The organism is Actinoplanes sp. NPDC023714 (genome assembly GCF_040639855.1).
Classification (GTDB): domain Bacteria; phylum Actinomycetota; class Actinomycetes; order Mycobacteriales; family Micromonosporaceae; genus Actinoplanes.
Genome location: NZ_JBFAAR010000008.1, coordinates 271286 through 296801, shown reverse-complemented (window position 1 = coordinate 296801; position 25516 = coordinate 271286). Strand labels below are relative to the sequence as shown.

Here is a 25516-nt window from a genome sequence, read left to right as displayed (position 1 = left end):
CCATGGACGTCCGCAAACTGCCCGCACCCGTGAAACGGGTCGTGCACCTGGGCTCCCGCTCGTACGGGCGGCTCACCGCCGAGAACCGGATGCTCCCGTCGTTCCTGATCTGCGGCGGCCAGCGGTGCGGCACCACGTCCCTCTACCGGGCCCTCGCCGCGCATCCCGTGGTGCTCAAGGCGGTGCTGCACAAGGGCGTGCACTACTTCGACACCGCGTATCACCGGGGGCTGGACTGGTACCGGGCGCATTTCCCGCTGCTGCGCAGCGCCGAGAAGATCGCCGAACGGTACGGGGTACCGGCGCGCACCTTCGAGTCCAGCCCGTACTACATGTACCACCCGCAGGCGGCCGCCCGGATCGCGCGCGACCTCCCGTACGCAAGGCTCATCGTCCTGGTCCGGGACCCGGTGGAACGGGCGTACTCCCAGCACCACCACGAGGTCGCCCGCGCCTTCGAGTCGGAGCGGGACTTCGGCGCGGCGCTGGCCCTCGAGCCGGCCCGGCTGCACCGCCAGGAGGAGCGGCTCGCGATCGACCCGAGCTTCTACAGCTTCGCCCACCAGCACCACGCGTACCGGGCCCGCGGCGAGTACGCGCGGTACCTCAGCGTGATGGCCCAGCACGTCGGCCGGGAGCGGATCCACGTGGTGGAGAGCGAGCGGTTCTTCACCGACCCGGAGCCGGTCTACGACGAGGTCTGCGCGTTCCTCGGCCTCCCCACCGATCTGGAGCGGCCGCCGTTCGAGCGGCACAACGCCCGCCCGCGGCAGGCCGAGATGGATCCCGGCCTGCGCCGGGAGCTGAGCGCCTACTACCAGTCGCACGACGAGGCGCTCGCGGGCTGGCTCGGGCACACCCCGATCTGGCGCCGCGCGTGACGGCACCGGCCCCTCCCCGGGATCCCGATGGGACGCCTCCGGAATCCGGCGCGACCTTCCGGGATCCCGATCGGGCGGCCCGGGGCGCGGCGCGCGGCGGGCTCGCCAACATGGCCGGCTCGGCGCTCGCGGGCGGCACCGGCGTGGTGGTCACCTGGGTCGTCGCGCGGACCCTCGGCCCCGAGCAGGCCGGGGCGTTCTTCGCCGCGACGGCCGCGTTCGTGCTCGCCGGTGGCCTGGCCAAGCTGGGTACGAACACCGGGCTGGTCTACTGGCCGGCCCGGCTGCGCGCCACCGGCAACGGTCACCTGCTCGGCGCCTGCCTGCGGGCCGGCATCCCGCCGGTGGCGGTGTTCTCGCTGGTGCTGGCGGTGGCGATGTGGCTCGCCGCCCCGGCGATCGCCCGCCTCACCGCCGCCGAGTCGCCGCACGTGGTCGCCGACCACGTCGCGGGCCTGCGCATCCTCGCCGTCTTCCTGCCGCTGCAGGCGCTCACCGACGTGCTGCTGACGGTGACCCGCGGCTACCGCGAGATGCGGCCGACAGTGCTGCTCGACCGGGTGCTGCGCAGCGGGTTGCAGCTGCTCGCCGTGACGGCGGCCGGGATCACCACGCTCTGGGTCGCCGCGTCGCTCCCGGTCTTCGCGCTGGCCTGGGCCTCGCCCTATCTGCCGGTGGCGGTCCTCGCCGGCTGGGCGGCCCGGAGGGCGTACGCAAGCAATCGCCCACCCGGTGTGACCACCCGGCGTGAGGAGCGCAGCAGGCTGCGCCGCGATTTCTGGATCTTCACGGGTCCGCGCGCGATCGCCGCGGTCGCCCAGCTCGCGCTCCAGAGAGTCGACGTGCTGCTGGTGGCCGCCCTCGGCGGTCTCGCGCCGGCGGCGGTCTACGCGGTGGCCGGCCGGTTCGTCGTGCTGATCCAGTTCGCCAACCAGGGCCTGTCCCAGTCGGTGCAGCCGCGGCTCGCCGAGGCCCTGGCCACCGGTGACCGGGAGGCCGCGAACCGGCTCTACCAGACCGCGACCGGCTGGCTCGTGCTCGTCACCTGGCCGATCAACCTGCTGGTCGTCGCATGCGCGCCCTGGTACCTGCGGCTCTTCGGCGACGGGTACGCGGCCGGCCGCCCGGTCGTCCTGGTGCTGGCCGCCGCGATGCTGGTGGCGACCGGCTGCGGGATGGTCGACATGGTGCTCGCGATGGCCGGGCGCACCTCGATGAACCTCGGCAACGTGCTGGCCGCGCTGGTCGTGATGATCGGCGTCGACCTGTTCCTGATCCCCCGCTGGGGTGCCACCGGCGCGGCCACCGGCCTGGCCTGCGCCGTGGTCGTGAACAACCTGCTGCCGCTGGCCCAGGTGCACCGCACCGCCGGGCTGCACCCCTTCGGAACCGGCACCCGGGCCGCCGCGCTGCTGTCGCTCGGCTGCTTCGGCGTGCTGCCGGCGGCGGCCACCCCGCTGACCGGCCTCCTGCCGGCGCTGACGACTGCCGTGCCGGCCTACTTCGCGGGCGCCTGGCTGCTCCGCCGTGAGCTGGGGCTTGCCGCCTTCGCCCGACGACGATCTCAATTGGAGGAGAGTTGACCAGCGAGTACACCGAGGTGTTCCGGGACACCGACGCGGTCGAGAAGTACGAGAACGTCACCTACGCCCCGGACAGCTACGCGTCGCGGATCAGCGAACGGCAGCGCAGCTATCTGCGCACGCTGGTGCGCCGCGAGTTCCCCGAGCATCCGCCGGTGCAGCACGACTTCGCGTGCGGCACCGGCCGGGCCATCCGGGCACTGCACGGCCTGGTGCGCGAGGCACACGGGTACGACACGTCGGCCGAGATGATGGCGAAAGCTGCCGACGTCGGATCGCGGGCGTACTGGCACCAGGTCCCGATGGACGGCCCGGTTCCGGCGCCCGTGCCGGCCGGCTTCCCGGCGCTGGTCACCATCTTCCGGCTGCTGCTCAACGTCAACGACGGCGTCCGCGACCGCGCCCTCGCCTTCGCCGCGAAGGCCCTCCCGCACCGCGGATCCGGCCTGCTCGTCGTGGAGAACCACGGCAACTCCGGATCGCTGCGGCACCTGCGCGCCCGGCGGCACGACGGCGAGCGCTGGTTCGCCGAGCTCTCCCACGAGCAGGTGGAGCGGCTGCTGAACCGGCACGGCTTCGAGATCGTCGAGCGTCGCGGCTTCTCGATGCTGACCCCGAAGCTGCACGACAGCAGGCTCGCCCGGGTCGCGGACGCGGCGGCCCGGCGGCTGCCGGGCACCGACGGGTACGCCGTGAACGTGCTCTACACCGCGCGGCGGGTCCATGCGTAGGGCAGCCGTCGTCGTGCTCGCTCTGCTCCTGGCCGGCTGCACAGGCGACCGTCCCGACCCTTCGCCGCCGCCCTCCCCGGACCTGAGCAGCGCACCCCGCGCCGTCGCGGTCAACCCCGGGCCGTTCGAGGCGGGCCCGTTCTCGGCGCCCGGCGAGGGCGCGTACGTCGGCGCCTGGATCAAGCCGGACGAGCTGACCCACGTGGGCCGGATCGCGGCGGTCGGCGGGCTCGAGGAGTCGCTGGGCCGGCGGCTCGACTTCATCAACACGTACCGCCGCTTCGACCAGATGATGGGCACCGCCTCGGACAAGGAGTTCCTCGCCGACGACGCGAACCTCATGATCAGCTGGGCGACCGGGGACAACCGGTCGATCGTGGCCGGCGACCACGACAAGATGATCCGCAAGCAGGCGCGCGCGATCCGGCGGATCAAGCGGCCGGTGATGCTGCGGATGCGCTGGGAGATGGACCGGCCCAACCTGCGGGCCACCATGTGGTCCGGGCCCGACTACATCGCGGCGTGGAAGTACGTCCGGAACATCTTCCGCCAGGAACGCGCCGACAACGTCTCGTGGGTGTGGTGCCCGACGGCGGAGGGGTTCGTCCGCGGTGAGGCGCCGGACTTCTACCCCGGCGACGACCAGGTGGACTGGACCTGCGTGGACGTCTACGCGGGCGCCCAGTTCCAGCCGATCGGCAAGCTGATGGGCCCGTTCCTGGACTGGGCGGCCCAGCGGCCGAAGCCGATCGTGATCGGCGAGTTCGGGGTGGCCAAGGTGTGGGGCTCGCAGGCCCGGGCCTCCTGGCTCCAGGACGCCGAGCGGACCTTCAAGGCGAACCCGCAGATCAAGGCGGTCGCCTACTTCGAGTCGAACCCGGAACGGAACAAGCCCAACCAGCACTTCCAGCTGACCGGCGACGGCCCGGCGTTCAAGGCGTTCCACACCATGGTGAAGGACCCCTACTTCAATCCCTGAAAAAGTGTCGTACACCTGTTCCAAGATGGTGCGGTAAGCGGACCGGACCTGATGGGCGGGGGTGCACCGATGGACCTCGACGAGTTCTTCGAGGAACAGAGCAGGCTGATCGACAAATACGGGTGGACGGTCGTCCACGTCGAGCCGACGGAGGACGACCCACCCGGCGCCGTCCCCTTCGGCTACACGGTCGGCCTCACCGAGATCGGCCTCGCCGAGGTGGCGGTCGCCGGCGTCCCGCTCGACGTGACCGGCTCCCTGCTCAACGAGATCGCCGGCCGCATCACCTGGGAGGGCGTCCGCCTCGCCCACGGCCAGCGCGTCACCGACCTGGCAACCGGCCACGACCTGCTCGTCGTCGCCGGCGACCCCACCGACGAGGTCTTCCCGGGCTCGGCGCTCTACCGCTACGGCGAAGACCGGGTGAGCCTCTGCCAGCTCGTCTGGCCCGACCCCTTCGGCCGCTTCCCCTGGCAGGAAGGCTATGCGGTGGCCCAGTGGCCCCAACCCGCCATCGGCATGGCGGCGATCCGTGCGGGGCGGCGGTGTGCCGCTTTCCGCGGTTTCCCCCGAGGCCGGGGGCGGGCCCGCCGGGGAGCCCGCGGTTAGGGGCGGGGCCTTCCCCGGTCTCGTCCGGCGGTGGTGCGGGGTCAGGGGCGGCCGCGGGGGGCTCGGGCCAGGAGGCGGAGGGCGTAGGGCGCGTCGTGCCTGAGGTATCGACCCGCGAGACGGCGGGGTTCGGCGCCGAGGCGGTGGGCCCATTCGAGGCCGGTTCGCTGCATCCAGCGGGGGGCGCGGTGGACGTCGCCCGCGACGAAGTTGACGGCGGCGCCGCAGCCGATGAACCAGGTTGAGGGGAGGTGTTCGCGGAGGCGTTCGATGACGAGTTCCTGCTTCGGGAAACCGAGGCCCACGAAGACCAGGTCGGGCCGCGCCTCGGTCACCTCGGCACGGAACCGGGCATAGCGCGCCTCGTCCCGCTCGAACCCGAACGGCGGGCTGACCGCCCCGGCGATCCGCAGACCCGGCGAGGCCGCCGCCAGCCGCGCCGCCGCACGCTCGGCGCCCGACGGCCGCTCACCGGAGAGCCGCTCGCCGTCGGTGGCGTGGGCACCGACGGGACGGTCGCCGTCGGTGGCGTGGGCGCCGGCGGGACGGTCGCCGTCGGTGGCGTGGGCTTCAGCGGCACTGTCGCTTCGGCGGGCTCGGGCGCCGGCGGGGCGGTCGGTGCCTGCGGGGATGCCGCCGATCACGAAGACGGAGCGGGCGTCCCGGCCCAGACCCCGGGAGAGCGACCAGATCAGGCTGCTGCCGGCCACGCGTTCGGGCAGGGGGGATCCTCCCAGTCTGCTCGCCCAGACCAGGGGCATGCCGTCGGCGACGATGAGGTCGGCGTCGTCCAGGTGGCGGCGTACGCGGGGATCGGCCGACGCCCGCCGGAGGATGTCGACGTTCGGCGTGATGATGCGGCCGCCCCGGCCGTGGGCCAGCGCGTCCCGAACCACGGCCACGACCTCGTCCTCGGTGATCCGGTCGATGCCGGTTCCGTCCAGGTGTACGCGGTCGAAAGCCTCGATAGACACCTAACGCCTCCTTTTGCCTGCTTCACTCGTTACCAGAGCGAAACGAACGAAGGTAGGCCAAAGTGGCACAGGTGCTTTTTTTGGGCGGATTGGGGCGAAGCGGCACTACGCTGGTGGAACGCCTGCTCGGCGAGCTACCCGGGATGTGCGCTCTGGGCGAGGTCGTCCACCTGTGGCAGCGCGACGTCCGCGACGACGAGCGGTGCGGCTGCGGGGATCGGTTCTCCGCCTGCCCGTTCTGGACGAAGGTCGGGGAGCGCGCGTTCGGCGGCTGGTCCAACGTCGACGTCGACCGGGTACACCACCTGCGCGAGTCGGTCGAGCGCACCCGGCACATCCCGCGGCTGGCCTCGGCCAGCGCCGCGACCGCCGAGGTGCGTGAGTACGCGTCCTTCTACTCCCGCGTCTACGCCGCGGCCGCCGAGATCGCCGGCGCGCGGGTCGTCATCGACTCGTCGAAGCACTCCGCCCTGGCCCACGTGCTGCGCTGGGCCGACGACATCGATCTGCGGGTCGTGCACGTGGTCCGGGACGCGCGCGGGGTGGCGTACTCGTGGACCAAGAAGGTGTCCCGCCCGGAGACCGACGGCGCCGAGGAGATGACCCGCTACTCCCCCGGCCGCTCGGCGCTGCTCTGGAACGCGCACAACGCCGCGTTCGGCCTGCTCGCCCGCCGCGGGGTCCCGGTCCGCCGGATCCGGTACGAGGAGTTCCTCGCCGACCCCCGCGCCGGCCTGATCCGCCTCGCCGACTTCGCCGGCGTCCCGCTGCGCCCCGAGGACCTGGACTTCCTGCGCCCCGAGAAGCGGGCGGCCGAGGAGGGGCACAGCGCCGAACTGAAGGTCGGGCACAGCGCCGCCGGCAACCCCATGCGGTTCACCGTCGGCCATCTCCCGCTGCGCCACGACGACGCCTGGGTACGCGCACTGCCCAGCTCCCAGCGCCGCCTCGTCGGCGCCGTCTGCGGCCCGATGCTGCGCGCCTACGGCTACCCGATCAACGTCGCATCGGAGGCACCATGAACTGGCCGTCCGTCGGGGTCGTCATCCCGACCCGCAACCGCCCGGAGCTGGTGCGCCGCGCGATCGCCGCGGTGCGCGAGCAGCGCTACCCCGGTGACATCCGGATCGTGGTGGTCTACGACCAGACCGAGCCGGACTACCTGCTCGCCAACACCTCCTCCGACGGCGTACCGGTCCTGGTCCTGACGAACTGGCGGTCGTCCGGCCTGGCCGGCGCCCGGAACACCGGCCTGCTCGCCCTCGACACCGAGCTCGTCGCGTTCTGCGACGACGACGACCGCTGGCTGCCGGACAAGCTGCGCCGTCAGGTCGCGGCCCTGCTCGCCGACCCGGACGCCGAGTTCGCCACCTGCGCGATCGAGGTGGAGTACGAGGGCCGGACCACCGCGCGGCTGGCCGGCCGCAGCCGGGTGACGGTGGACGACCTGGCCCGGTCCCGGATGGCGATGCTGCACTCGTCGTCGTTCCTGATCCGCCGGGACGCGCTCGCCGGGGACGCCGTCGGCCTGGTCGCCGAGGACGCGCCGGGCAGCCAGAACGAGGACTGGGACCTGCTGCTGCGGGCGGCCCGCCGCGCCCCGATCGTGCACCTCGACGAGCCGCTGGTGCAGGTGCTCTGGGGCCGCACCTCGCACTACGCCTACGAGTACGCCACGAAGATCACCTCACTGCGCTGGATGATGCAGCGGCACCCGGAGATCAGCGGTTGCCGGCCCGGCGCGGCCCGGGTGTACGGCCAGCTGGCCTGCTGGTCGGCGGCGACCGGGAACCGCAGCCAGGCGTGGCGCTACAGCAAGGAGGCGGTGCGCCAGAACTGGCGGGAGCCGCGTACGGCGATAGCGCTGGCCGCCATGACCGGGGCGGTGAAGGTGGAGAACGTGTTGTCCGCCCTGCACAAACGCGGACGGGGTATCTGAACTCACTCTTCCGCACCGAGCCGATCACACGGTAGTGTTCGAGTGTGTTCGAATTAGTTCGGAAACTCTGATGCTCGCGCAACAGCGTCAGGCCGCCATCCTCGATCGGGTGCGCGCCACCGGCGGTGTCCGCGTCAGCGAGCTCGCCTCGGAGTACGGCGTCTCCGACATGACGATCCGCCGTGACCTGGAGGCCCTCGCCGATCGGGGGTTGCTCGCGAAGGTACACGGCGGAGCGACCACCGTCAGCCCGGGTTCGGCACACGAGCCCGGGTTCGCCGCGAAGTCGGTCCGCCAGCGTGGCGAGAAGACCGCGATCGCGATGCGGGCCGCCGCCCTGGTCTCCCCCGGTGACGCCATCGCGCTCTCGGCCGGCACGACCACGGCGGAGCTGGCCCAGCGTCTCGTCGACGTGCCGTCGCTGACCGTCGTGACGAACTCGATCCCGGTCGCCGACGTGTTCTACCGCGGCGGCCGGCCGGACCAGACCGTGGTGCTGACCGGCGGTACCCGTACCCCGTCTGATGCTCTTGTCGGGCCGGTGGCCGTCGCCGCAATCGGATCGCTGCACCTGGACCTGCTCTTCCTCGGCGTGCACGGGATGAGCGAGCGCGCCGGGTACACCACTCCGAACCTCATGGAAGCCGACGCGAACCGGGCCCTGGTCGAGGCGTCCGAGAGCCTCGTCGTGCTCGCCGACTCCACCAAGTGGGGCACCGTCGGCATCTCCTCGATCGTCCCCCTCAGCCGCGCCGACGTCCTGATCACGGACTCCGGACTGGACGAGGACGCGCGGGCCCTCCTCTCGGAAACCGTTCCTGATCTCGTGGTGGTGAACCCGCAGTGACCCCGATCCGCTCGACCGTCCATCTCTCTGACGGCCGGGAGCTGTTCTATTACGACGAGGCCCCGGACAGCGGGCGTTCCTCGTACCCGGACACCCGGCAGTTGCCGCCTCCCCCGCCGGCCTCGCAGCTGCGCTACGACCCGCTCGTCGACGAGTGGATCGCGATCGCGGCGCACCGCAACACGCGGACCTTCCTGCCGCCGTCCGACGCCTGCCCGCTCTGCCCGACGAACGAGCACTTCGCCAGCGAGATCCCGGCGCCGACCTACGACGTCGCGGTCTTCGAGAACCAGTTCCCGTCGTTCAGCGACCGGATCGTGCCGGACGAGATCACCCAGCTCACCGACCTGGTGCCGGTGAAGCCGGGCCGCGGCCGGTGCGAGGTCGTCTGCTTCACCAGCGACCACAACAGCTCGTTCGGCAGCCTGCCGCCGTCGCGGGTCCGCACCGTCGTCGACGCGCTCGCCGACCGGACCGCCGAGATCTCGCGGATGCCGGGCGTCGCGCAGGTCTTCCCGTTCGAGAACCGGGGCGTCGAGATCGGCGTGACGCTGCACCACCCGCACGGGCAGATCTACGCGTACCCGACGGTGACGCCGCGGACCGCGGCGATGCTCCGCGCCGCTGCGCGGCACGCCGAGAAGACCGGCGGGCGCAATCTCTATGCCGACGTCCTGGCCGCGGAGCGGGAGGCGAGGGTACGGGTCGTCGCCGCGAACGAGCACTGGACCGCGTACGTGCCCGCGGCGGCCCGCTGGCCGTTCGAGGTGCACCTGGCCCCGCACCGGCAGGTCCCCGACCTGCCCGCGCTCACCGACGCCGAGCGCGACGCGTTCGGGCCGCTCTACCTGGACGTGCTGAAGCGCTTCGACGGCCTCTTCGGCAAGCCGATGCCGTACATCTCGGCATGGCACCAGGCGGTCGTCGGCGAGGGCCGTGAGCTGGGCTACCTGCACCTGCAGCTGTTCAGCATCCGGCGCGCCGCCGACAAGCTGAAGTTCCTGGCCGGCTCGGAGTCGGCGATGGGCGCCTTCGTGAACGACATCGTCCCCGAAACAGCAGCCCAACGCCTGCGCGAAGCCCTCTAGCCTCTAGCCCCGCACCGCCCCGCACCCCCCTTCCGCCGATCTTGTGAAGTTGCACAGGGCCGCCCCTGCGGCATTTCACAAGATCGGGAGGGGTGAGCGCCGAAAGGCCCGCCGACAAGTGCCGGCGGGCCTTTTCCGTGCGGAGGATCAGGCGGCGAGCTTGCGCGCCAGGTTCTCGTCGAGCGCGTTCATGAACTCGTCGGTCGAGAGCCACGGGGCGTCCCGGCCGATCAGCAGGGCGAGGTCCTTGGTCATCTGACCGCCCTCGACGGTCTCGATGCAGACCCGCTCCAGCTTCTCGGCGAACTCGGTCACCTCGGGGGTGCCGTCCAGCTTGCCGCGGTGCTTGAGGCCACCGGTCCAGGCGAAGATCGAGGCGATCGGGTTGGTCGAGGTCTTCTCGCCCTTCTGCCACTGCCGGTAGTGCCGGGTGACGGTGCCGTGCGCGGCCTCGGCCTCGACGGTCTGGCCGTCCGGGGTCATCAGCACCGAGGTCATCAGGCCGAGCGAGCCGAAGCCCTGCGCCACGGTGTCGGACTGCACGTCACCGTCGTAGTTCTTGCAGGCCCAGACGTAGCCGCCCTCCCACTTGAGCGCGGCCGCGACCATGTCGTCGATGAGCCGGTGCTCGTAGGTGAGGCCGGCCGCCTTGAACTGGTCGGCGAACTCGGTCTCGAAGATCTCCGCGAACAGGTCCTTGAACCGGCCGTCGTACGCCTTCAGGATCGTGTTCTTGGTGGAGAGGTAGACCGGGTAGTTGCGGGCCAGGCCGTACCGGAACGAGGCGCGCGCGAAGTCGCGGATCGACTCGTCGAAGTTGTACATCGCCATGCCGACGCCACCGGCCGGGAAGTCCGCGACGTGGAACTCCAGCGGCTCCGAGCCGTCCTCCGGCGTGAAGGTCACGGTGAACTTGCCGGCCTTCGGGGCCACGAAGTCGGTGGCCTTGTACTGGTCGCCGTGCGCGTGCCGGCCGATGATGATCGGCTTGGTCCAGCTCGGCACCAGGCGCGGCACGTTCGACATGATGATCGGCTCACGGAAGACGACGCCGCCGAGGATGTTGCGGATCGTGCCGTTCGGCGACCGCCACATCTTCTTGAGGCCGAACTCCTGTACTCGAGCCTCGTCCGGCGTGATCGTCGCGCACTTGACGCCGACACCGTGCCGCTTGATCGCGTTGGCCGAGTCGATCGTCACCTGGTCGTCGGTCTCGTCGCGGTACTGGATCGAGAGGTCGTAGTACTCGAGGTTCACGTCCAGGTACGGCAGGATCAGCTGCTCACGGATCTGCTTCCAGATGATCCGGGTCATCTCGTCGCCGTCGATCTCCACGACCGGGTTCTTGACCTTGATTTTCGCCATCGGCCGGCGCTCCTCTCCCGAAACACACGCTTAGCAGTACGAGCGTACTGCCCGCCCGTCGATCATCACCGGGCGGCCCCGGAACCGGCCGTCCACCCTCCACCATCCCAGGCCGGGCGGCGGACCGCGCGGGGTTGCGCCTTATCGCCCTCAGTGGTCGTGGCCGGGGGCGTTCGGGTCCAGGAGGCGGGTGCCCGGCTCATAGCAGACGAGGCCGTGCTCGGCGGCCAGCGTGCGGACGGCGTCGCCGAACTCGCCGGCCCGGGACCAGACGCAGGAGAGCGCCAGGACGCCGTCGGAGGTGTCGGGGGTCATGGTCCAGACGCCCGGGGACTGCTGCGGCGGGAAACGGCGGAGCAGTTCGTCACGGAGGGCCGGCACGGCGGGGTGGGCCCGGAAGCGGCCCTCGCGCACCTTCGCCTCGGCCGCGTCGGCACTGATCGGGGACGGCTCGTGCCACACGAAGAGATCGAACGTCATGGCGTTACCTCCTCGGCACGTTGACGTTTGCACTGACCAGCGTAGTTGCCGCTGTCACTTTCACCGGTCAGGCTATTGGATCATCGTCAATGTGTCGGCCCCGTGTCCACAATGTCGGGAAAATCGCGGGGAATCACGCCGTGCCGGTTTCGGCCCGCCCGAGCCGGGTAGTGATCAATCAGACGAAGAGGGGCTCAGGAAGCCGCTTCGGCGGCGGCCATGCCCGCGTAGACCGACTCGATCTGGAGCTTGATGTCGACGCCGCGCTCCTTGAGGAAGACGATCGGGTCGACCGGGGTGCCCTTGACGTGGACTTCCAGGTGCAGGTGGGTGCCGTACGAGTAGCCGGTGTTGCCGACCTCGCCGATCACCTGACCGGCCTTGACCTCGTCGCCCTTCTTCACCAGCAGGCGCCGGGAGTGCGCGTAGATCATCTCGGTGCCGTCCTCCTGCTGGACGGTGACCGCGTAGCCGTAGCCGCCGTTGTAGCCGGCGCTGGTGACCGTGCCCCCGTGGACCGCCTTGTAGGGCGTGCCCTCGGCGGCGGCCAGGTCGATGCCGGCGTGCAGCTTGCCGAACCGGACGCCGTAGGCCGAGGTGAACTGGTAGTCGTCGAGGGGCAGGAGGTAGATGTCCTCCGCGGAGACCTCGGCACTGACCTCTTCGGCGCCCTCGGAGCGGTCCTCGCTGCGGGAGGCGCGGTTCTCGTCGTCGGAACGGCTGTCGAGCGCGTCGGCGGCGATCTGCGAGCTCTTCAGGCTCTGCAGGACCTCGGGGCTGACGTCCTTGGCGTCCGGAAGGTTGGACGCGGCGCCGAGAGCGACGACGCCGGCTCCGACGAAAGCGGAGGTGACGACCGCGGCGTAACGGCTGCGGGGAGGGGTCGGCACGCGGCGGCGGCCGCGATAGCGATCGGGCTCAGACGACAAGCGCTGGCGCACGAACAACCCTCCGTAGAAGACAACTGCGGCGGCACCACACCACCGCCGAACAGCGGTGAACGGTGGTTTGCCGGGCCCCCGCTATGGGGTGAACCTGTGCGAGAGCCGTGGGCCACGGTAACGAAACGACCGCCGGGTCACAAGTCGCAGCGCCATTTTCGTGACAGTTCCTGGTCTGCATTGATCAGTGATTGTCCGAATTGGCTACCTTTCCGGGGTGCCGTTATGGCAACCGTGGGTAATTAGCAAACGGACGCAAAGTGATGTGACCTAAGAAACTATTTACTCGGTCACCCGCTCGCGGGGACGGCTACCCCGACCTCCCCGCGCCGGGTTACCGTTCGTTCAGGTGACCGCGGTGACAGCCGGTCCGAGGCGTCCGACACCGAGGTTGGAGAGCCCGAAGGGGTCAGCATGCAAGCACGGATCAGGGTCGTGGTGGCGAAGCCGGGGCTGGACGGGCACGACCGCGGCGCCAAAGTGGTGGCGCGGGCGTTGCGCGACGCCGGCATGGAAGTGGTCTACACGGGCCTCCATCAGACGCCCGAGCAGGTCGTGGAGACCGCCATTCAGGAGGACGCCGACGCGATCGGGCTGTCCATCCTTTCCGGGGCGCACATGACGCTATTCCGGAGAGTGATCGAGTTGTTGGCGGAGCGTGATGCCGCGGACATCGTCGTATTCGGCGGCGGCATCATTCCGGAGGACGACATCACGGAATTGGAAGCACTCGGCGTAGCGAAGCTATTCACTCCGGGTGCGACGACCGCGTCCATCGTCGAATGGGTGCGCGCGAATGTGGCCACGCCGGTGGCCTGACCGCGGGGAAATGGTCCTGCGCAAGGGGAGAGGCCGGACGCACCCCTCACACGTCCGGCCCCTCTATGCGCGATGCCCCGCCGCCACCCCTCGACCGACAGGGCATCGGCCGCTTTCCTTGCGGGCGCCTTAAGTTCTCCAGCGCTCCGACATCACACTCAACGACGCCCTTCTCAGCCGGGTTACCGCTCGGCGCGTGACTTTTTACGTTCACTCCTCCGAGTGAGGAGATCGAGTGAGCGGATCTTGAGGGGATCGATCCGGGCGGGCCTGTGGACGGCCTGTGGACAACCGGTCCGGCGTTCCCCGTGTGCACACCCGTCACCCGGGTATCAACCGTCACGGAGCTGCGTTTTCGTCCCTCCAGTGTGCGGTCTTGCACACCGCGCACCCGCGAGGTCACAGGGGACCAAACGGTCGCTAGTCTGCGGATGACGACCGTTCCGCAATCCGTGGAAGGTCAGACGATCCTCACGCTGGCGGCGCTGGACAGCCGCGCCGCGCACACAGGTCGGGACGCAACGGTGCGGCTTGCCGGCGCTTGGCGTCGCGAGCGAAAGGAGACACGTGGACCTGTTCGAGTATCAGGGGCGCGACCTGTTCGAACGGCACGGGCTGCCCGTGCTGGGCGGCGGCGTCGCCGAGACCCCGCAGGAAGCCCGGGCCATCGCTGAGCGGCTGGGCGGCAAGGTCGTGGTCAAGGCCCAGGTGAAGGTCGGCGGCCGCGGCAAGGCGGGCGGCGTGAAGCTGGCCGACGGCGCGGACGAGGCCGAGGCCCGTGCCACCGACATCCTGGGCATGGACATCAAGGGCCACACGGTCCACAAGGTGATGCTGGCCGAGACGGCCGACATCAAGGAGGAGTACTACTTCTCCTACCTGCTGGACCGGGCCAACCGGACGTTCCTCTGCATCGCCAGCGTCGCCGGCGGCATGGAGATCGAGACCGTCGCCGAGGAGGACCCGGACCGGGTCGCCAAGATCGCGATCGACGCCAGCAAGGGCGTCGACGAGGCCACGGCGCGCGAGATCGTCACCGCCGCCAAGTTCCCGGCCGACGTCGCCGACCAGGTCGTCGACATCGCCGTGAAGCTCTGGCAGGCGTTCGTCGCCGAGGACGCGCTCCTGGTCGAGGTCAACCCGCTCGCCAAGGTCGGCGACGGCCGGGTGCTCGCCCTGGACGCCAAGGTCACGCTGGACGAGAACGCCGGCTTCCGGCACCCCGACCACGAGGCGCTCGAGGACAAGTCCGCCGTCGACCCGATCGAGCAGGCGGCGAAGGCCAAGAACCTCAACTACGTCAAGCTCGACGGCGAGGTCGGCATCATCGGCAACGGCGCGGGCCTCGTCATGTCGACCCTCGACGTGGTGGCGTACGCGGGCGAGAAGCACGGCAACGTGAAGCCGGCCAACTTCCTCGACATCGGCGGTGGCGCGAGCGCCCAGGTGATGGCGAACGGCCTGGAGATCGTCCTCGGCGACCCGTCCGTGAAGTCCGTCTTCGTCAACGTGTTCGGCGGCATCACCGCGTGCGACGCGGTCGCCAACGGCATCATCCAGGCCCTGGCGCTGCTCGCCGAGCGCGGCGAGACCGTCACCAAGCCGCTCGTGGTCCGCCTCGACGGCAACAACGCCGAAGAGGGTCGTGCCATCCTCGACGGAGCGAACAACCCGCTGGTGCAGCGGGTGGACACGATGGACGGAGCGGCCGAGCGCGCCGCCGAGCTCGCGGCTGCGGGGAAGTGAACTAATGGCTATCTGGCTCACCAAGGACTCCAAGGTCATCGTCCAGGGCATCACCGGTGGTGAGGGCTCCAAGCACACCAAGCGGATGCTCGCCGCGGGCACCCAGGTAGTCGGCGGCGTGAACCCGCGCAAGGCCGGCACCACTGTCGACTTCGACGGCACCGAGCTCCCGGTCTTCGCGACCGTCGCCGAGGCGATCAAGGAGACCGGCGCGGACGTCTCAGTCATCTTCGTGCCGCCGGCGTTCACCAAGGCCGCGGTCGTCGAGGCGATCGACGCCGAGATCCCGCTCGCCGTGGTGATCACCGAGGGCGTGCCGGTGCAGGACTCGGCGGCGTTCTGGGCGTACAACGTGGCCAAGGGCGAGAAGACCCGGATCATCGGCCCGAACTGCCCCGGCATCGCGTCGCCGGGCGCCTCCAACGCCGGCATCATCCCGGCCGACATCACCCCGCAGGGCCGGATCGGCCTGGTCAGCAAGAGCGGCACGCTGACCTACCAGCTCATGTACGAGCTGCGGGAGTTCGGCTTCTCCACGGCGGTCGGCATCGGCGGTGACCCGATCATCGGCACCACCCACATCGACGCGCTGAAGGCGTTCCAGGAGGACCCGGACACCGACGCGATCGTCATGATCGGTGAGATCGGCGGCGACGCCGAGGAGCGTGCGGCCGAGTTCATCAAGGCCAACGTCACCAAGCCGGTCGTCGGCTACATCGCCGGCTTCACCGCGCCGCCCGGGAAGACGATGGGCCACGCCGGCGCCATCATCTCCGGCTCGGCCGGCACCGCCGACGCCAAGAAGGCGGCCCTCGAGGCGGCCGGCGTCAAGGTCGGCAAGACGCCGAGCGAGACCGCCCGCCTCATGCGCGAGGTCATGAGCTGAAGCAGCGACACGGGCGCGCCGCCGGACGGATCTCGATGATCCGATCGGCGGCGCGCCGCTGTTTCTGCATCGCCGGAAGCCCTGCGGCGTGACAAGGTAGTCGCGATGCCCAGCACAACCGACCGGCCAGACGGCTCGGAGGACCCGTTCGCGGTCGCCGAGGCGATCCAGTCTGTCGAGGGAGAAACCTCTTTCGTACGGGACACCGAAGAGGTCCCGGTCGGCGAGCGCCCTTCCGGCCGGCGCCCCGACGGGGAAGGCGACCGGCGGGACACCGTCGTGGTCGACGACGAGTTGCTCGGACGGCGGGACACGGTCCGGCTGCCGAGCCAGCGCCGGCCACCGGAGCCGCCCCGGCGGGCGCCCCTGCTGGTGGCGGCCGCGTTCGCGACGCTCTGGGCCGCGCTGCTGAGCTACCTGCCGATCGCCGCGGTGATCGGCCTGGCCCGCACGCTGGAGGGCGCCGGCGGCCTCGGCGGCGCCACGCGCGCCGGCCTGGCCGGCTGGCTGCTCGGGCACGGCCTGCCGATCGGCACCTCGATCGGCCCGCTCGCGGTCGCCCCGCTCCTGCTCACCCTGCTGGTCGTCTGGCGGCTCAACCGGGCCGGCCTGCACGTCACCCGCGCCGTGGGCGCCCGGCGCAGCGGCTCGACGGCCCGGGCACTCGGCGTCGCCGGGTCCATCGCTCTCGCGTACGCCCTGGTCGGAGCTCTCGCAGCGGTCCTCGCCGACGGTCGCGGCACCCAGATCTCCGCCGGGCGGGCCGCGCTGCACTTCTTCATCCTCGGCCTGGCGGGCGCGTTCATCGGCTCGCTGCGCGGCACCGACGCGATCTCCACGCTGGCCCGGCGCACCCCGCCGGTGCTGCGGCACGGCATCCGCACCGGGCTGGTGGCGGCGTTCCTGATCCTCGCGGCCGGCGCGGTCGCCGGAGGGCTCTCGGTGGCTCTCGGCGGCGGGCAGGCCGCCGAGATGATCGCGGCCTACCAGACCGGGGTGGCCGGGCAGGCCGGGATCACGCTGGTCAGCATCGGGTACGCGGTGAACGCCTCGATCTGGGCGGCCGCCTACCTGCTCGGGCCGGGATTCGCGCTCGGCGTCGCCTCGAAGGTCAGCATCACCGAGGTCTCGGTCGGCCCGCTGCCGACGCTGCCCCTGGTCGCCGGGCTGCCGGAGGGGCCGATGGGCGCGGCCGGCACGGCGCTGCTGCTCCTGCCGGTGATCGCCGGGGCCGCGGCCGGCTGGCTGCTGACCCAGCGCCTCCGGCACGGCCAGGGCGGCACCCGGCGCACCGGCCGCCGCGGGCCGGGCTCACCGGACGCGCCCGCGTGGCCGCGGCTGATCGGCGCGGCCCTGCTGGCCGGGCCGGTCGCCGGGATCACGCTCGGCGTGCTGGCCCGGTTCTCCGGCGGGTCGCTCGGCGACGGCCGGCTCGCCCAGATCGGGCCGGACGCCGTGCAGGTAGCGATCGTCGGCACGATCGTCGCCGGCGTCTCGGTGCTGGCGGGCGCCGCGGCGGCCAGGATGTTCGGGCCGCAGCGCACCGCCCGCTGATCCGGATCTTCTAGCTGTTCTCCTGGATCCAGCGGTTGTAGTCGAAGTCGGACGGGATGGTCAGCGCCAGGATCAGGAACGCGATGCTGAGCAGCAGGCCGGCGACGCTGGTGGCGAGGCCCGCGACCGCGATGCCGCGGTTCGTGGCCAGGCCGGTGTCCGCCTTCTTCTTGCCGAGCACGCTGAAGACCAGGCCGAGGATGCTGAGCACCCCGGCGACCGGCCAGCAGCAGGAGATCGGGATCGAGACGATGCCGAGGATCATGCCGGTCAGGCCGAACGCGTTCTGCGGCTGAGCCGGTGGGCCAGGCGGCGGCCCGTAGGCCGGAGGTGGATATGACACAGGGAAACCCTAGTGAACCGGCTCGATCTTCGCTGCCCTGCGAGCGGCCGGTTTCCGCAGCGACGATAGGGTGCACGGGTGACTGACCCCGCGCCCGCCCGCCTGGTCGTCCTCATCTCCGGATCGGGCAGCAACCTGCAGGCTCTTCTCGAAGCGACAAAGGATCCGGCGTACGGCGCCGAGGTGGTCGCGGTCGGCGCGGACCGGGACGGCATCGCCGGTCTCGATCACGCCACCGCCGCCGGCGTCCCCACGTTCGTGGACTCGGTCAAGGCGTACCCGACCCGGGACGACTGGGACGCCGCCCTGACCGCGCACGTCGCCGAGCACCGCCCGGACCTGGTCATCTCGGCCGGGTTCCTGAAGCTGGTCGGCAAGAACTTCCTGGACGCGTTCGGCGACCGGTACATCAACACGCACAACGCGCTGCTGCCCGCGTTCCCCGGCATCCACGGGCCGCGTGACGCGCTCGCGTACGGCGTGAAGATCGCCGGGGCGACGCTCTTCTTCGTCGACGCCGGTGTCGACACCGGGCCGATCATCGCTCAGGTCAGCGTCCCCGTGCTCGACGGCGACACGGAGGAGACCCTCACCGAGCGGATCAAGGTGGCCGAACGGTCCCAGCTGGTGGAGTACGTCGGCCGGCTGGTCCGCGAGGGCTGGACCATCGAGGACAGAAAGGTACGGATCCCGTGACCATCTCTTCTGACGAGGGACGTCGTCCGATCAAGCGGGCGCTGCTGAGCGTCTGGTACAAGGACGGCATCGTCGAGCTGGCCCAGGCGCTGCACGCGGCCGGTGTGGAGATCGTGTCGACCGGCTCGACCGCGTCGACCGTGGAGAAGGCCGGCGTCCCGGTCACCCGGGTCGAGCAGATCACCGGCTTCCCGGAGATCCTCAGCGACCGGGTGAAGACGCTGCACCCGAAGGTGCACGGCGGCCTCCTCGCCGACATGCGGCTGGAGAGCCACGTCGGCGAGCTCGCCGAGCACGGCATCGAGGCGTTCGACCTGCTGGTCAGCAACCTCTACCCGTTCACCGAGACGGTCGCGTCCGGTGCGGGCGAGGAGGAGTGCATCGCGAAGATCGATATCGGTGGGCCGGCGATGGTCCGGGCAGCCGCCAAGAACCACGCCTCGGTCGCCGTGGTCACGGCCGTCTCCTCGTACCCTCTGATCTTGAAGGCCCTGGAGGACGGCGGTTTCTCGCTGACGCAGCGCAAGGTTCTCGCTGCTCGCGCCTTCGCCGACATCGCCGAGTACGACGTGGCCGTGGCGAACTGGACCGCCTCCGTGCTGGCCCCCGAGGAGTGGCCGGAGTTCACCGGGATCGCGCTGCGCCGCTCGTCGGTGCTCCGCTACGGCGAGAACCCGCACCAGCAGGCCGCGCTCTACGTCGACGCCGAGGCGCCGGCCGGGCTCGCCCAGGCCGAGCAACTGCACGGCAAGGAGATGTCCTACAACAACTACGTCGACGCGGACGCCGCCTGGCGCAGCGCGAACGACTTCACCGAGCCCTGCGTCGCGATCATCAAGCACGCCAACCCGTGCGGCATCGCGGTCGGCGCGGACGTGGCCGAGGCGCACCGGAAGGCGCACGCCTGCGACCCGGTCTCCGCCTTCGGCGGCGTCGTGGCGGTGAACCGCGAGGTGACGCTGGAACTCGCGCAGCAGCTCGGCGAGATCTTCACCGAGGTCATCGTGGCGCCGTCCTTCGCCCCCGACGCGCTCGCGCTGTTCCGGGAGAAGAAGAACCTGCGCGTGCTCGTGGCGCCGGCCTGGAACCCGCCGCGCACCGAGGTCAAGCAGGTCGGCGGCGGCGTGCTCGTGCAGGAGGCCGACCGGATCGACGCCACCGGCGACGCGCCGGCGAACTGGACGCTGGCCTGCGGCTCGCCGGCCTCCCCCGAAGTCCTCGCGGACCTGGCGTTCGCGTGGCGGGCCATCCGCAGCGTCAAGAGCAACGCGATCCTGCTGGCGTCCGGCGGCGCCACCGTCGGCGTCGGGATGGGGCAGGTGAACCGGGTCGACTCGGCCCGCCTCGCCGTCTCCCGGGCCGGCTCGGACCGGGCGGCCGGCAGCGTGGCGGCCTCGGACGCGTTCTTCCCGTTCCCGGACGGCCTCGAGGTGCTGATCGAGGCCGGCGTCAAGGCCGTGGTGCAGCCCGGCGGTTCCATCCGGGACAACCTGGTCATCGAGGCGGCCGAGAAGGCCGGCCTCACCGTCTACCTGACCGGGACCCGGCACTTCTACCACTGACGACCGTTTCGGTTGCAGTCCGGTAGAACCTCTTCGACAACCTTCACCCTTTCCCGACCCTCCGCCGACAGGTACGTGGCAGGAATCGTCACGTACCTCGGAGGGCAATCGAGTGGGGCAGTCTTCATCCGACCGGCACCGTCCCTCACCCGGCCGGCACCGTCCCTCACTCGGCCGGCACCGTCCCTCACTCGGCCGGCACCGGCAGGAACGGCTGCACCGCCACCGCGCGCCCGCGTTCCCGGCCCTGTTCGCCACCCGCGGGCGCACGGCGCTCTCGGTCACCGCGCTGAGCGCCACCCTCGCCGCCGGGGTGGGCGTGGCCGGGGTCTCCGCGTCGGCCTCCACGGGCGCCCTGGTCTCGAATCCGTCAGCGCATGTGACCGCGTCTCATCCGTACGCCGAACTGCCCGTGGTCGCGCCTCCCGGCGATGAGGCGCCCGGCAAGCAGTTCCCCCGTGGGAGTCTCGCCGCCGACCCGCCGGCTCTCGCCGCCGAGCCCACCGGCCACGCCGTCCAGCGCAAGAAGCGCCCGGCCGTCGTGACGAAGGCCGCCGTCGCCACCACCACGGCCGTCGCCGCCCGCGCCTGGGTGCACCCGATGCCCGCGGCCGGGGTCACCTCGTGCTTCGGCCAGCGCTGGGGCCGCCTGCACGCCGGCGTCGACCTGGCCGCCGCGCACGGCACCCCGGTCGTCGCGGCCGGGGCCGGCGTCGTCGTCGCGGCCGGCGAGGAGGGCGGGTACGGCAACGCCGTCCTGATCCGGCACGACAACGGGTACCTGACCCATTACGGCCACCTGTCCGCCATCCTGGTCGTCCCCGGGCAGCAGGTCACGGCCGGCGAGCGGATCGGCCTGGAGGGCTCGACCGGGCACTCGACCGGGCCGCACCTGCACTTCGAGGTGCACCAGGGCCATTACAAGAACCCGATCGAGCCGACCGCCTGGATGCGCGCCCACGGCGTGGAGCTCGGCGGCTGCGCCTAGATCTTCTCCACTGGCGCGTGGCGCAGGACGAGCCACATCACCTGGTCGCCGAAGTCGATCTGGGCCCGGGCGCCGGGGCCGTGGCCCTCCACCGCGAGGACCCGGCCCAGGCCGTAGCGCTGGTGGTTGACCCGGTCGCCCGGGTCGACCTTGGGCGCCTGCTTGAGGTCGCTCGCGGTGGCCAGCTTGCTGCCGTCGATCCCGAGGCGCTCGGCGATGCGCTGCGCTTTCGGCGTGCCGCCGGAGAAGCCGCCGCCGCGCTGGCGGTCTCCCCCGCCCCGGCCGCCCACGCCGCCGCCGGTCCCGGACCAGGACGTGTAGGAGCCGCCGGTGCGCTCCCACCGGACCAGCTCGGTCGGGAGCTCGTCGGTGAAGCGCGAGGGCGGGTTGTATTGCGGCTGGCCCCAGGCCGACCGGGTGACCGCGCGGGAGAGGTAGAGCCGCTGCCGGGCACGGGTGATGCCGACGTACGCGAGGCGGCGCTCCTCCTCCAGCTCGGTGTTGTCGCCGAGCGCGCGCATGTGCGGGAAGACGCCGTCCTCCAGGCCGGTCAGGAAGACCACCGGGAACTCCAGGCCCTTCGCCGTGTGCAGCGTCATGAGCGTGACGACGCCCTGATGGTCGGGATCGTCGCTGGGGATCTGGTCGGCGTCGGCGACGAGCGCGACCTGCTCCAGGAAGCCGGCCAGGGTGGCGACCTGTTCCTCCCCCTCCTCGGCCTGCGACTCGACCCGCTCGGTGTATTCGCGGGCCACGCTCACGAGCTCCTGGAGGTTCTCCACCCGGCCCTGGTCCTGCGGGTCGAGGCTCTCCTCCAGCTCGCTGAGCAGGCCGGAGCGCTGCAGAACCGCCTCGAGGACCTCCTCCGGCGGCGCGGTCCTGGTGAGCTCGCGCAGGTCGTCGAGGAGCTGCACGAAGTCGCCGATGCTGTTGGACGCGCGGGTGGAGATGCCCGGGGCGTTCTTGGCGTGCCGCAGCGCCTGGCCGAACGAGATCCGGTCGCGGGAGGCGAGCGCCTCGACACAGGCCTCGGCCCGGTCGCCGATGCCGCGTTTCGGGGTGTTGAGCACCCGGCGGACGCTGACGGTGTCGTCCTCGTTCACGATGGCGCGGAGGTAGCCCAACGCGTCGCGGACCTCCTTGCGCTCGTAGAAGCGCACCCCGCCGACCACCTTGTAGGGCAGGCCGACCCGGATGAACACCTCCTCGAAGACCCGGGACTGCGCGTTCGTCCGGTAGAAGACCGCGACGTCGCCGGGGCGGACGTCGTGGTTGTCGGTGAGCCGGTCGATCTCGCGGGCCACCCAGTCGGCCTCGGCGTGCTCGGTGTCGGCGACATAGCCGACGATCTGCTCGCCGGCGCCCTGGTCGCTCCAGAGCCGTTTCGGCTTGCGCGACGTGTTCCGGTCGATCACCGCGTTGGCCGCGGAGAGGATGGTCTGGGTGGACCGGTAGTTCTGCTCGAGCAGGATGGTCCGGGCTTCCGGGTAGTCGCGCTCGAACTCCAGGATGTTGCGGATCGTGGCGCCGCGGAACGCGTAGATCGACTGGTCGGCGTCGCCGACCACGCAGAGCTCGCTCGGCTCCACCTCGCCGCCGGCCGTGCCGACCAGCTCGCGGATCAGCTGGTATTGCGCGTGGTTGGTGTCCTGGTATTCGTCGACCATGACGTGCCGGAACCGGCGGCGGTAGGTCTCGGCGATCATCGGGTGCGACTGGAAGAGGTGCACCACGGCCATGATGATGTCGTCGAAGTCGAGCGCGTGCGCCTCGCGCAGGCGACGCTGGTAGAGCTCGTAGGCCTCGGCGACGGCCCGCTCGTTGGGCCCTTTCGCCTTCGCCTTGAACTCCTCCGGCTCGACCAGCTCGTTCTTCAGGTTCGACACCTGGGCGGCGAGGCCGCGGGCGGTGTAACGCTTCGGATCGAGGTCGAGCTCGCGGGCGACCAGCTGCATGAGGCGGCGCGAGTCGTCGGCGTCGTAGATCGAGAACGTGCTCTTCAGCCCGACGTGCTCGTGCTCGGCGCGCAGGATGCGCACGCACGCCGAGTGGAACGTCGACACCCACATGAGCCGGGCGCGCGGGCCGACCAGCTGGGCCACCCGCTCCTTCATCTCGCCGGCGGCCTTGTTGGTGAAGGTGATCGCGATGATCTCCCCCGGATGGACGCCGCGCTCGGCCAGCAGGTAGGCGATCCGGTGGGTCAGCACCCTGGTCTTGCCCGAACCGGCGCCGGCCACGATCAGCAGCGGCGAGCCGGCGTGCGTCACGGCGTCGCGCTGGGGGCCGTTGAGGCCGGTCAGCAGCGATTCCGGATCGATGTGCCGCGCGGCCGGGCGGGGCGCGGCGGGACGCCTCTCCGGAGCCCGGGCGGCAGGCGCCGCGGAGGGCAGGGAGAACAGGGTGTCGGCAGGTTCTGAGGAAGGTCGCATCGCGGGAGCAAGTGTATGCCGCCCCACCGACAGGAATTTCCCGGCGACCCGCCCCCGCATCGACCGCCAGCGATTAGCTTGTCCTGGTCGGCGAAAAACTCACTCCGATCGGGGAACCCATATGACCCGGATGCGTCTCGCCATCTCGGCCGCGGCCGTCACCGCCGCCGCCACCCTCGCCGCGATACCCGCCCCACCGGGCGCGGTCGCGGCGCCGCCCGCCGAGTTCACCCCGGTGTCGGTGTCCTACGACACCTCCGGGGGAAAGCTGGTCAAGGGCCAGTTCCTCAGCTACAACGACTTCCACGGCGCGATCGACCCGCCGACCGGCAGCGGCGCCGTCGTGAACGCGAGCGGCACCAGCACCCCGGCCGGCGGCGTCGAATACCTGGCGACCTGGCTCAAGAGGCTGCGCGCCGAGGGTACGACCGAGGGCCGCACCACGATCACCGCCGGCGCGGGCGACCTGATCGGCGCGACGCCACTGGTCAGCGCGGCCTTCCACGACGAGCCGACGATCGAGCTGATGAACGAGATCGGCCTGCAGGTCAGCTCGGTCGGCAACCACGAGTTCGACGAGGGCGTGGACGAGCTGATCCGCATCCAGCGCGGCGGCTGCCACCCGGTGGACGGCTGCCAGGACGGCGACGGATACCGGGGCGCGAAGTTCACCTACCTCGCGGCCAACACGATCGACAAGAGGACCGGCCTGCCGATCCTGCCGCCTATCGAGATCAAGCACGTCGGCGGCGTACCGGTCGGCTTCATCGGCATGACCCTGGAGGGCACGCCGAGCATCGTGAACCCGGCCGGCATCCAGAAGGTGCGCTTCACCGACGAGGTGGAGACCGCCAACAAGTGGAGCAACGTGCTCAAGCTCCTCGGGGTGAAGGCGCAGGTGCTGCTCCTGCACGAGGGCGGCTCACAGGCCTCGGCCACGCCCACCCCGGGCGTCTCCGACTGCGCCGGCTTCACCGGGCCGATCGTCCCGATCGTGGCGGGCCTCAACCCGGAGATCGGCGTCGTCATCTCCGGGCACACGCACCGCTTCTACTCGTGCGAGCTCCCGAACCGCAAGGGCGTGCCGACCGTGGTCACCAGCGCCGGCACCAACGGGCAGATCGTCACCGACATCGACTACTCGCTCGACTCCCGGACCGGCCGGTTCGCCGGCATCGAGGCGACCAACGTGATCGTCGAGAACGGCGTGCCGGACGGCAGCGGCGGCTGGCTCAAGGACGCGTCGGGGGCGTACGTCCGCAACCCGGACACCGTCGACCCCGCCGCGAAGAGGGTGGCCGACAAGTACCGCGCCGCGGTCGCCCCGATCGCCAACGAGATCGTCGGCAGCATCACCGGGGACATCGTGCGGACCGCGACGCCGGCCGGGGAGAGCCCGCTCGGTGACGTGATCGCCGACGCCCAGCTCGCCTACACGCGGTCGGCCGGGGCGCAGATCGCGCTGATGAACCCGGGCGGCATCCGCGCCGACCTGGACGCCGACCAGTCCTCCGGCGGCGAGGCGTACGGCCAGGTCACCTACGGCGAGGCGTTCACGGTCCAGCCGTTCAACAACCTCGTGGTGACCCAGACCTTCACCGGCGAGCAGCTCAAGAACGTGCTGGAGCAGCAGTTCGCCGGCTTCGGCGGGCAGACCACCCAGCGCATCCTGCAGGTGTCGGCCGGGCTGACGTACACCTGGAGCGCCTCGGCCGCGCCCGGCGCCAAGGTGAGCGGGCTCGCGCTGAACGGGACGCCCATCGACCCGGCCGCGAACTACCTGGTCACCACGAACGACTTCCTCGCCAACGGCGGGGACGGATTCAGCAACCTCACGCTGGGCTCGGGACGGGTCACCGCTCCCGGCTTCGACGTGGACGCGCTGGTGGCGCACCTCGCCACCGGCCCGATCGCGCCCGGCCCGGCCGACCGGATCACCAGGACGCCGTGATGTCCCAACACTCGGGCGGTTTCCTTGCGGGACCGTCCGGGACGGGGGCATACTCGGCAACGTGATCCAGCGGGCGCGATTTTTCTACTACGGCACCGGAAGTCCGGCAGCCGTAGGTCGCG

General features: G+C 71.1%; 23 protein-coding genes. 17 read left to right on the top strand and 6 right to left on the bottom strand.

Features of this window, described 5'->3' with window-relative positions; all coding sequences use genetic code 11:
- Positions 1–2 precede the first annotated feature (2 nt).
- The 5 genes from AB0G10_RS31415 to AB0G10_RS31395 all read left to right on the top strand — a co-directional run bounded on the left by AB0G10_RS31415 (position 3) and on the right by AB0G10_RS31395 (position 4783).
- Entirely contained in the window at positions 3–881 is an 879-nt protein-coding gene (locus AB0G10_RS31415; protein ID WP_360929739.1) for a sulfotransferase domain-containing protein, read from the top strand.
- Positions 878–2464: an MATE family efflux transporter gene (locus tag AB0G10_RS31410; protein WP_360929736.1), complete on the top strand. Its 1587-nt coding sequence runs from the start codon at positions 878–880 to the stop codon at positions 2462–2464. The genes AB0G10_RS31415 and AB0G10_RS31410 overlap by 4 nt, the downstream gene beginning before the upstream one ends.
- On the top strand, positions 2461–3195 hold the full coding sequence (locus AB0G10_RS31405) for a methyltransferase domain-containing protein (RefSeq protein WP_360929733.1): 735 nt from the start codon (positions 2461–2463) through the stop codon (positions 3193–3195). Before AB0G10_RS31410 ends, AB0G10_RS31405 begins: the two co-directional genes overlap by 4 nt.
- Positions 3188–4174, top strand: coding sequence for a glycosyl hydrolase (locus tag AB0G10_RS31400; RefSeq protein WP_360929731.1), 987 nt, complete (start codon positions 3188–3190; stop codon positions 4172–4174). The genes AB0G10_RS31405 and AB0G10_RS31400 overlap by 8 nt, the downstream gene beginning before the upstream one ends.
- A gap of 69 nt (positions 4175–4243) precedes the next feature.
- Positions 4244–4783 carry a DUF4262 domain-containing protein gene (locus AB0G10_RS31395; RefSeq protein WP_360929728.1) on the top strand — a complete coding sequence of 180 codons (540 nt, stop codon included), beginning with the start codon at positions 4244–4246 and terminating at the stop codon, positions 4781–4783.
- A 41-nt stretch (positions 4784–4824) separates the two neighbouring features.
- Here AB0G10_RS31395 and AB0G10_RS31390 read toward each other — a convergent pair whose 3' ends face one another.
- On the bottom strand, positions 4825–5757 hold the full coding sequence (locus AB0G10_RS31390) for a WecB/TagA/CpsF family glycosyltransferase (RefSeq protein WP_360929725.1): 933 nt from the start codon (positions 5755–5757) through the stop codon (positions 4825–4827).
- 62 nt (positions 5758–5819) lie between these two features.
- Between AB0G10_RS31390 and AB0G10_RS31385 the strand changes: the two genes are divergently transcribed.
- The 4 genes from AB0G10_RS31385 (at position 5820) to galT (ending at position 9631) form a co-directional block, all read left to right on the top strand.
- On the top strand, positions 5820–6779 hold the full coding sequence (locus tag AB0G10_RS31385; protein WP_360929722.1) for a sulfotransferase: 960 nt from the start codon (positions 5820–5822) through the stop codon (positions 6777–6779).
- Positions 6776–7696 carry a glycosyltransferase family A protein gene (locus AB0G10_RS31380; protein WP_360929719.1) on the top strand — a complete coding sequence of 307 codons (921 nt, stop codon included), beginning with the start codon at positions 6776–6778 and terminating at the stop codon, positions 7694–7696. Before AB0G10_RS31385 ends, AB0G10_RS31380 begins: the two co-directional genes overlap by 4 nt.
- Positions 7697–7766: 70 nt before the next feature.
- Entirely contained in the window at positions 7767–8543 is a 777-nt protein-coding gene (locus AB0G10_RS31375) for a DeoR/GlpR family DNA-binding transcription regulator (RefSeq protein WP_360929716.1), read from the top strand.
- Positions 8540–9631, top strand: coding sequence for a galactose-1-phosphate uridylyltransferase (gene galT, locus AB0G10_RS31370; RefSeq protein WP_360929713.1), 1092 nt, complete (start codon positions 8540–8542; stop codon positions 9629–9631). The genes AB0G10_RS31375 and galT overlap by 4 nt, the downstream gene beginning before the upstream one ends.
- A 147-nt stretch (positions 9632–9778) precedes the next feature.
- Here the strand turns inward: galT and AB0G10_RS31365 are convergent, their stop codons facing one another.
- The 3 genes from AB0G10_RS31365 to AB0G10_RS31355 form a co-directional block, all read right to left on the bottom strand.
- Entirely contained in the window at positions 9779–10996 is a 1218-nt protein-coding gene (locus tag AB0G10_RS31365) for an NADP-dependent isocitrate dehydrogenase (RefSeq protein WP_360929711.1), read from the bottom strand.
- Between the two features lie 150 nt (positions 10997–11146).
- Entirely contained in the window at positions 11147–11476 is a 330-nt protein-coding gene (locus AB0G10_RS31360; protein WP_360929708.1) for a hypothetical protein, read from the bottom strand.
- 194 nt (positions 11477–11670) lie between these two features.
- On the bottom strand, positions 11671–12417 hold the full coding sequence (locus tag AB0G10_RS31355) for a M23 family metallopeptidase (RefSeq protein WP_360929705.1): 747 nt from the start codon (positions 12415–12417) through the stop codon (positions 11671–11673).
- A 414-nt stretch (positions 12418–12831) separates the two neighbouring features.
- Here AB0G10_RS31355 and AB0G10_RS31350 point away from each other — a divergent pair, with 414 nt between their 5' ends.
- The 4 genes from AB0G10_RS31350 to AB0G10_RS31335 all read left to right on the top strand — a co-directional run bounded on the left by AB0G10_RS31350 (position 12832) and on the right by AB0G10_RS31335 (position 17422).
- Positions 12832–13236 carry a cobalamin B12-binding domain-containing protein gene (locus AB0G10_RS31350; protein WP_360929702.1) on the top strand — a complete coding sequence of 135 codons (405 nt, stop codon included), beginning with the start codon at positions 12832–12834 and terminating at the stop codon, positions 13234–13236.
- Between the two features lie 567 nt (positions 13237–13803).
- Complete coding sequence (gene sucC / locus AB0G10_RS31345; protein WP_360929699.1) at positions 13804–14982, top strand: ADP-forming succinate--CoA ligase subunit beta; 1179 nt, start codon at positions 13804–13806, stop codon at positions 14980–14982.
- A gap of 4 nt (positions 14983–14986) precedes the next feature.
- Entirely contained in the window at positions 14987–15868 is an 882-nt protein-coding gene (sucD, locus tag AB0G10_RS31340; RefSeq protein WP_360929696.1) for a succinate--CoA ligase subunit alpha, read from the top strand.
- Between the two features lie 105 nt (positions 15869–15973).
- The gene (locus AB0G10_RS31335) at positions 15974–17422 is read left to right on the top strand and encodes a DUF6350 family protein (RefSeq protein WP_360929694.1); all 1449 of its coding nucleotides are present in this window, start codon (positions 15974–15976) and stop codon (positions 17420–17422) included.
- 10 nt (positions 17423–17432) lie between these two features.
- On the opposite strand, the gene AB0G10_RS31330 is transcribed toward AB0G10_RS31335, so the two are convergent.
- Entirely contained in the window at positions 17433–17765 is a 333-nt protein-coding gene (locus AB0G10_RS31330; RefSeq protein ID WP_360929691.1) for a DUF4190 domain-containing protein, read from the bottom strand.
- A gap of 78 nt (positions 17766–17843) precedes the next feature.
- Between AB0G10_RS31330 and purN the strand changes: the two genes are divergently transcribed.
- The 3 genes from purN to AB0G10_RS31315 all read left to right on the top strand — a co-directional run bounded on the left by purN (position 17844) and on the right by AB0G10_RS31315 (position 21011).
- On the top strand, positions 17844–18461 hold the full coding sequence (gene purN / locus AB0G10_RS31325) for a phosphoribosylglycinamide formyltransferase (RefSeq protein WP_360929689.1): 618 nt from the start codon (positions 17844–17846) through the stop codon (positions 18459–18461).
- Positions 18458–20023 (top strand): bifunctional phosphoribosylaminoimidazolecarboxamide formyltransferase/IMP cyclohydrolase, encoded by a 1566-nt coding sequence (purH, locus tag AB0G10_RS31320; RefSeq protein ID WP_360929686.1) that lies wholly within the window; start codon positions 18458–18460, stop codon positions 20021–20023. The genes purN and purH overlap by 4 nt, the downstream gene beginning before the upstream one ends.
- A gap of 112 nt (positions 20024–20135) precedes the next feature.
- Positions 20136–21011 (top strand): M23 family metallopeptidase, encoded by an 876-nt coding sequence (locus tag AB0G10_RS31315; protein ID WP_360929683.1) that lies wholly within the window; start codon positions 20136–20138, stop codon positions 21009–21011.
- On the opposite strand, the gene pcrA is transcribed toward AB0G10_RS31315, so the two are convergent.
- Positions 21008–23443 (bottom strand): DNA helicase PcrA, encoded by a 2436-nt coding sequence (gene pcrA / locus AB0G10_RS31310; protein ID WP_360929680.1) that lies wholly within the window; start codon positions 23441–23443, stop codon positions 21008–21010. The genes AB0G10_RS31315 and pcrA overlap by 4 nt on opposite strands.
- 121 nt (positions 23444–23564) lie before the next feature.
- Here pcrA and AB0G10_RS31305 point away from each other — a divergent pair, with 121 nt between their 5' ends.
- Complete coding sequence (locus tag AB0G10_RS31305) at positions 23565–25394, top strand: bifunctional metallophosphatase/5'-nucleotidase (protein WP_360929677.1); 1830 nt, start codon at positions 23565–23567, stop codon at positions 25392–25394.
- The last annotated feature ends 122 nt before the right edge of the window (positions 25395–25516 follow it).

Bases quoted from the DNA above. Each gene is read 5' to 3' on its own strand.
- pcrA (WP_360929680.1), bottom strand. From the start codon at position 23,443: ATGCGACCTTCCTCAGAACCTGCCGACACCCTGTTCTCCCTGCCCTCC.
- AB0G10_RS31400 (WP_360929731.1), top strand. From the start codon at position 3,188: ATGCGTAGGGCAGCCGTCGTCGTGCTCGCTCTGCTCCTGGCCGGCTGC.
- AB0G10_RS31335 (WP_360929694.1), top strand. From the start codon at position 15,974: ATGCCCAGCACAACCGACCGGCCAGACGGCTCGGAGGACCCGTTCGCG.
- AB0G10_RS31380 (WP_360929719.1), top strand. From the start codon at position 6,776: ATGAACTGGCCGTCCGTCGGGGTCGTCATCCCGACCCGCAACCGCCCG.
- AB0G10_RS31375 (WP_360929716.1), top strand. From the start codon at position 7,767: ATGCTCGCGCAACAGCGTCAGGCCGCCATCCTCGATCGGGTGCGCGCC.
- sucD (WP_360929696.1), top strand. From the start codon at position 14,987: ATGGCTATCTGGCTCACCAAGGACTCCAAGGTCATCGTCCAGGGCATC.
- AB0G10_RS31395 (WP_360929728.1), top strand. From the start codon at position 4,244: ATGGACCTCGACGAGTTCTTCGAGGAACAGAGCAGGCTGATCGACAAA.
- AB0G10_RS31415 (WP_360929739.1), top strand. From the start codon at position 3: ATGGACGTCCGCAAACTGCCCGCACCCGTGAAACGGGTCGTGCACCTG.
- AB0G10_RS31350 (WP_360929702.1), top strand. From the start codon at position 12,832: ATGCAAGCACGGATCAGGGTCGTGGTGGCGAAGCCGGGGCTGGACGGG.
- AB0G10_RS31305 (WP_360929677.1), top strand. From the start codon at position 23,565: ATGACCCGGATGCGTCTCGCCATCTCGGCCGCGGCCGTCACCGCCGCC.
- AB0G10_RS31365 (WP_360929711.1), bottom strand. From the start codon at position 10,996: ATGGCGAAAATCAAGGTCAAGAACCCGGTCGTGGAGATCGACGGCGAC.
- AB0G10_RS31360 (WP_360929708.1), bottom strand. From the start codon at position 11,476: ATGACGTTCGATCTCTTCGTGTGGCACGAGCCGTCCCCGATCAGTGCC.